Origin of the sequence: Pseudomonas sp. 44 R 15, from assembly GCF_900004965.1 — a bacterium.
In the GTDB taxonomy this organism is placed as follows: Bacteria; Pseudomonadota; Gammaproteobacteria; order Pseudomonadales; family Pseudomonadaceae; genus Aquipseudomonas; species Aquipseudomonas orientalis_A.
This window is the reverse complement of sequence record NZ_CVTU01000015.1, coordinates 1-5,213: the sequence shown is the minus strand read 5'-3', so window position 1 is coordinate 5,213 and position 5,213 is coordinate 1. Positions and strand designations below refer to the sequence as shown.

Annotated in this window: 7 protein-coding genes; all 7 read right to left on the bottom strand. The window is 63.0% G+C overall.

The genetic code is table 11. The features are described 5' to 3' along the window. Positions 1-264: 264 nt before the first annotated feature. Positions 265-657 (bottom strand): DUF2802 domain-containing protein, encoded by a 393-nt coding sequence (locus tag BFP93_RS00825; RefSeq protein ID WP_065888355.1) that lies wholly within the window; start codon positions 655-657, stop codon positions 265-267. Then, positions 658-1,140, bottom strand: a complete 483-nt coding sequence (locus tag BFP93_RS00820; RefSeq protein WP_057721368.1) for a chemotaxis protein CheW — start codon at positions 1,138-1,140, stop codon at positions 658-660. It abuts the gene before it with no gap. A gap of 78 nt (positions 1,141-1,218) precedes the next feature. After that, positions 1,219-2,010: a CheW domain-containing protein gene (locus BFP93_RS00815; protein WP_065891599.1), complete on the bottom strand. Its 792-nt coding sequence runs from the start codon at positions 2,008-2,010 to the stop codon at positions 1,219-1,221. Beyond that, positions 2,010-2,798, bottom strand: coding sequence for a ParA family protein (locus tag BFP93_RS00810; protein WP_065888353.1), 789 nt, complete (start codon positions 2,796-2,798; stop codon positions 2,010-2,012). Before BFP93_RS00810 ends, BFP93_RS00815 begins: the two co-directional genes overlap by 1 nt. Positions 2,799-2,848: 50 nt before the next feature. Further along, a complete protein-coding gene (motD, locus tag BFP93_RS00805) occupies positions 2,849-3,736 on the bottom strand; it encodes a flagellar motor protein MotD (RefSeq protein ID WP_065888352.1) in 888 nt (295 codons plus the stop codon). A 142-nt stretch (positions 3,737-3,878) separates the two neighbouring features. Further along, a complete protein-coding gene (locus BFP93_RS00800; RefSeq protein WP_065888351.1) occupies positions 3,879-4,619 on the bottom strand; it encodes a flagellar motor protein in 741 nt (246 codons plus the stop codon). Further along, on the bottom strand, positions 4,619-5,213 hold a 595-nt coding region (locus BFP93_RS00795; RefSeq protein WP_305116197.1), incomplete at its 5' end, for a chemotaxis protein CheB. The genes BFP93_RS00800 and BFP93_RS00795, both read right to left, overlap by 1 nt.

The window sequence follows — 5,213 nt, the reverse complement described above, 5'->3', positions numbered from 1 at the left end:
CAAGCCTGCGTTCGGCCAGCGTGGTTTAACGGGGCGCCTGAGATCAAAAGCAGATCAAGAGCGACTCGCTTCGCATCGTGGTTACGGTTGGGCGGTGCTGAGTTGTGTAGATACCTATGCCCCGATAGCGGTATGTCAGCCAGCTTACCTGTAACTGATACACCGCCATCGGGGGCAAGCCCCCTCCCACACTGGATCGAGGACAGCCGCAAGATCGCCACAGGCTTGCCCCCTCCCACATTAAACCCAGCAAGCCAGCCCGAATCAGCTCTTGTGCAACTTGCTCATCAACTGCGCCTCGGCATGGGTCAGGCCGCACGACTGGGTCAGTTCGTCCACCGTCGCGCCCATGCCCACCAGCTTGGCCGCCTGGGCGAACGACAGGTTGGCAGGATCGCGTTGTTCCAACTGCACCAGCTTGTCCGGCAACGGCCCGAGAATCGCGCGCAGTTCATGCACCTCATCGCCTACCCGCACCGCAGTCTGCTGGAAATGATCGACGCGTTTGACCAGCTCCAGAATGCGCCGGTCACGCACCGCATCGCGCTCGGCCTGTTGCAGGACCGACTCGCGTTGCTGGCGCATGTAGCGCAGCAGGAATGCCAAGGTCCCGGCCCACAACAGGGCCAGGACAATCACCGCCGCCTCAAGGAACAATCAGATGCTCTCCAGTTCCGACCACTCTTCTTCGCTCATCATTTTGTCCAGCTCAACCAGAATCAACAGCTCGTTGTTCTTGTTGCACACGCCCTGGATAAACTTGGCGGATTCTTCGTTGCCCACGTTCGGTGCGGTTTCCACTTCCGACTGGCGCAGGTAGACCACTTCGGCGACGCTGTCGACCATGATCCCGACCACTTGCTTGTCGGCTTCGATGATGACGATGCGCGTGTTGTCGTTGACATCGGTCGGCGCCAGGCCGAAGCGCTGGCGGGTGTCGATCACCGTCACCACGTTGCCGCGCAGGTTGATGATGCCCAGCACGTAGCTCGGCGCACCCGGTACCGGGGCGATCTCGGTGTAGCGCAGCACTTCCTGCACGCGCATCACGTTAATGCCGTAGGACTCGTTGTCCAGTTTGAAGGTCACCCATTGCAGGATCGGATCATCCAAACCTTGTGCGGACGCTGACTTGTTCATCTTTCTGACCCCTCAAATGCCGCTATCGACGGCGTGTGTGCTAATGGGCCGCGCAACCGCACGACCTTTATTGTCCAATCAACTGCGTTTGTTCTGCGCCATCGTCTTGACTGCGCCACTGGCGATCAACTCGGCCAGTTCGGCGACGTCGAGCAATGCGCACATGTGTTCGATCACGGTGCCCGCCAACCACGGCCGTTGGCCACGGTGGCTGCGCCATTTGATTTCGTTCGGGTCCAGGCGCAACGAGCGGCTGACTTGATGCACTGCCAGCCCCCACTCGTAACCCTGCACGGAGATCACGTACTGCAGGCCCTGTTGAAAATCGTCACGGTAGCGGTCGGGCATCACCCAGCGCGCCGTGTCCAGCACCTTGAGATTGCCGGCCTGGCTGGGCAGGATGCCGAGAAACCACTCCGGCTGCCCGAACAGTGGCGTCAGCTCCTGGCCTTCCAGGGAATAGATCGAGCCCAGGCACACCAGCGGCACCGCCAGGGTCAAGCCGGCCACATCGAACAACAGGCATTCGAACGGCTCGGCGGCCCAGGACGGGCGACCGTCACCGGTCACCGGCGGCGGCGTGATGCTCGGCGGCAGGTGCACTTGCACGATCGGCTCGACCACCACCGGCGCCACCCCCTCAGGCGTGATCGGCAGCACCACGGGCAGCGCTTCGACCCGGGCGTCGCGGGCCTGCTCCTCGAGCACCGCCAACTGGAACTCATCCAGCGCCGCTTCGACCTCAATGACCGGCTCCGGCACCAGGATCGGTTCCGGCAGTTCTTCGGCGGTCGCGTCCTGCAGCAAGGCATCCAGGTAGGATTCCAGTGCCAGTTGCGGCCGGGTCTTGTATTGGACGGGACGGTTCATCACGCCACCTGCGCCACAAGTTGCTGGGACAGCAGGTGCTTGAGCAACGCCCGATACGCCAGTACGCCACGGCTCTTGCCGTCGAACTGCGACGGCGTAAGCCCCGCGCGGCTGGCGTCGCGCAGGCGCGTGTCCACCGGGATGTAGCCATTCCAGATGCTGTCCGGGTAGCCATCGCGCAGTACGCGCAGGGTGCCGAGGGACGCCTGGGTACGTCGGTCGAACAAGGTCGGCACGATGCTGTACGGCAGCGCCTGTTTGCGCGAACGGTTGATCATCGCCAGGGTGCTGACCATGCGCTCCAGGCCTTTGACGGCCAGGTGCTCGGTCTGTACCGGGATGACCAGTTGCTGGCTGGCCGCCAAGGCATTGACCATCAGCACGCCGAGCAAGGGCGGGCTGTCGATGATCGCGTAATCGAAGTCCTGCCACAGTTGCGCCAGGGTCTTGGCGATCACCAGGCCCAGGCCGCTCTGGCCCGGCGACTGGCGTTCAAGGGTGGCCAGGGCGGTGCTGGACGGCAACAGCGAAATACTGTCACTGCTGGTGGGCAGCAGCAGTTGCCGGGGCAAGTCGCTCGGCACGCTGCCCTTGTGCAGGAACAGGTCGTAGCAACTGTGTTCCAGCGCATCCGGGTCGTAGCCGAAATAGCTGGTCATGGAGCCGTGGGGGTCGAGGTCGACCACGACCACGCGCTTGCCCGCCTCGGCCAGCAAGCCGGCTAAAGCGATGGAAGTGGTGGTCTTGCCGACTCCACCCTTTTGATTGGCAACTGCCCAGACTCTCATTCGGTTGATTCCTCCCGGTGGGCACAGGCGCGACCGAGACATTGCATAGGTTATTGAGCCGGTGACGGAGAATTGACGGAGCTTGTCCGCACCGGCGGTTTTGCAGGGGCCGGTGCAGTTTGTGTGCCAGCGCGCCGCAATGCCGCATCCGGTGTTGCATTTGCTGTGCCGGTGCCGGTCAGGCTGCGGCGTACATCCAGGTTACGTGACACCACCAGCACCACGCGCCGGTTGCGCCCGCGGCCTTCGGCCGTGGCGTTATTGGCCACCGGCTGGAATTCACCGTAGCCCACCGACGCCAGGCGCTGGGGGTTGACCCCCTGCATCGCGAGCATGCGCACGATACTCGCCGCGCGCGCCGAGGACAGTTCCCAGTTGGTCGGGTACTGCGCAGTGCTGATCGGCACATTGTCGGTAAAGCCTTCGACGTGAATCGGGTTTTCAAACGGCCTGAGGATCGCCGCCACCTTATCGATGATGGTGAAGGCCTGGTCGCTCGGCAACGCATCGGCGCTGGCGAACAACAGGCTGGAATTGAGCTCGATCTCCACCCACAACTCATTGCCGCGCACGGTCATCTGATTGGACTTGATCAGGTCACCGAACGCGGCGCTGATATCGTCGGCGATGCTTTTGAGCGGGTCGCTGGTACCGCCGATGCCGGCGGCGGTTTCATCGCTGTCGTTGACCAGTGGCTTGGCCGGCGTCACCGTCTTGGGCCGTTCTTCGCCAATGGGAATCGGCTTGAGCGCGCGCTCGGAATCGTTGAACACCCCGACCAATGCCTGGGAAATGATCTTGTACTTGCCTTCGTTGATCGACGAGATCGAGTACATCACCACGAAAAACGCAAACAGCAAGGTGATGAAGTCCGCGTAGGACACCAGCCAGCGTTCATGGTTGACGTGCTCTTCAGGCTCGCGACGGCGGCGGCTCACAGGCGCTCCCCTCCACACACCGAATCACCTGTAGGAGCGAGCTTGCTCGCGAAAAACCCGAGAGCAACGCGTTTATCCAGGATACCCGCGTTATCGTTGACGATTTTCGCGAGCAAGCTCGCTCCTGCAGTGTTCATACCCATCAATCCGAGAAGCCCTGGAGCTTCAGTTCGATGGAGCGCGGGTTTTCGCCCTCGGCAATCGACAGGATGCCTTCGAGCAGCATTTCGCGGTAGCGGGACTGGCGCATGGCAATCGACTTGAGCTTGCTTGCCACCGGCAGCAGCACCAGGTTGGCGCTGGCCACGCCATAGATGGTGGCAACAAACGCCACGGCAATGCCGCTGCCCAGTTGCGAAGGGTCAGCCAGGTTGCCCATCACGTGGATCAGGCCCATCACCGCGCCGATGATGCCGATGGTCGGCGCGTAGCCGCCCATGCTTTCAAACACTTTGGCCGCATTGATATCGCGGCTTTCCTGGGTGTAGAAATCCACCTCGAGGATGCTGCGGATCGCTTCCGGTTCGGCGCCGTCGACCAGCAGCTGCAGGCCCTTGCGTGCATAGCTGTCGGGCTCGGCATCAGCCACGCCTTCCAGGCCCAGCAAGCCTTCCTTGCGGGCGGTGAGGCTCCAGTTGACCACACGGTCGATGCCGCCTGCCATGTCGACCCGTGGCGGAAAAATGATCCAGATCAGAATCTGCATGGCGCGCTTGAACGAGCTCAGCGGCGACTGCAGCAACGCAGCGCCCACGGTGCCGCCGATCACGATCAGCGCCGCCGGGCCGTTGGCCAGGGCGCCGAGGTGGCCGCCCTCCAGGTAGTTGCCGCCGATGATGGCGACAAACGCCAGGGTGATGCCGATCAGGCTCAAGACATCCATCAGAGGCAGGCCTCCACCAGATGCTTGCCGATGTCGTCCAGGCTGTAGACCGCGTCAGCCAGGTCGGCCTTGACGATGGCCATCGGCATGCCATAGATCACACAACTGGCTTCGTCCTGGGCCCAGATGGCGCTGCCGCCCTGTTTGAGCAGGCGCGCGCCTTCACGGCCGTCGGCGCCCATGCCGGTGAGCACCACCGCCAGAACTTTGTCGCCATAGGACTTGGCCGCCGAACCGAAGGTGATGTCCACGCACGGCTTGTAGTTCAGGCGCTCGTCGCCCGGCAGGATCTTGATCGCGCCACGGCCGTCCACCATCATCTGTTTGCCGCCCGGCGCCAGCAGCGCCAGGCCGGGGCGCAGGATGTCACCGTCCTCGGCTTCCTTGACGCTGATGCGGCACAGCTTGTCCAGACGCTCGGCGAAGGCCTTGGTGAAGGCGGCGGGCATGTGCTGCACCAGCACGATCGGCGCGGGGAAGTTGGCCGGCAGTTGGGTCAATACACGCTGCAAGGCCACCGGCCCGCCGGTGGACGTACCGATGGCGACCAGCTTGTAAGCCTTGCGCTTGGGCGCGGGCGAATGGGCGCTCGGT

Bases quoted from the DNA above. Each gene is read 5' to 3' on its own strand.
- BFP93_RS00810 (WP_065888353.1), bottom strand. From the start codon at position 2,798: ATGAGAGTCTGGGCAGTTGCCAATCAAAAGGGTGGAGTCGGCAAGACC.
- BFP93_RS00815 (WP_065891599.1), bottom strand. From the start codon at position 2,010: ATGAACCGTCCCGTCCAATACAAGACCCGGCCGCAACTGGCACTGGAA.
- BFP93_RS00820 (WP_057721368.1), bottom strand. From the start codon at position 1,140: ATGAACAAGTCAGCGTCCGCACAAGGTTTGGATGATCCGATCCTGCAA.
- BFP93_RS00800 (WP_065888351.1), bottom strand. From the start codon at position 4,619: ATGGATGTCTTGAGCCTGATCGGCATCACCCTGGCGTTTGTCGCCATC.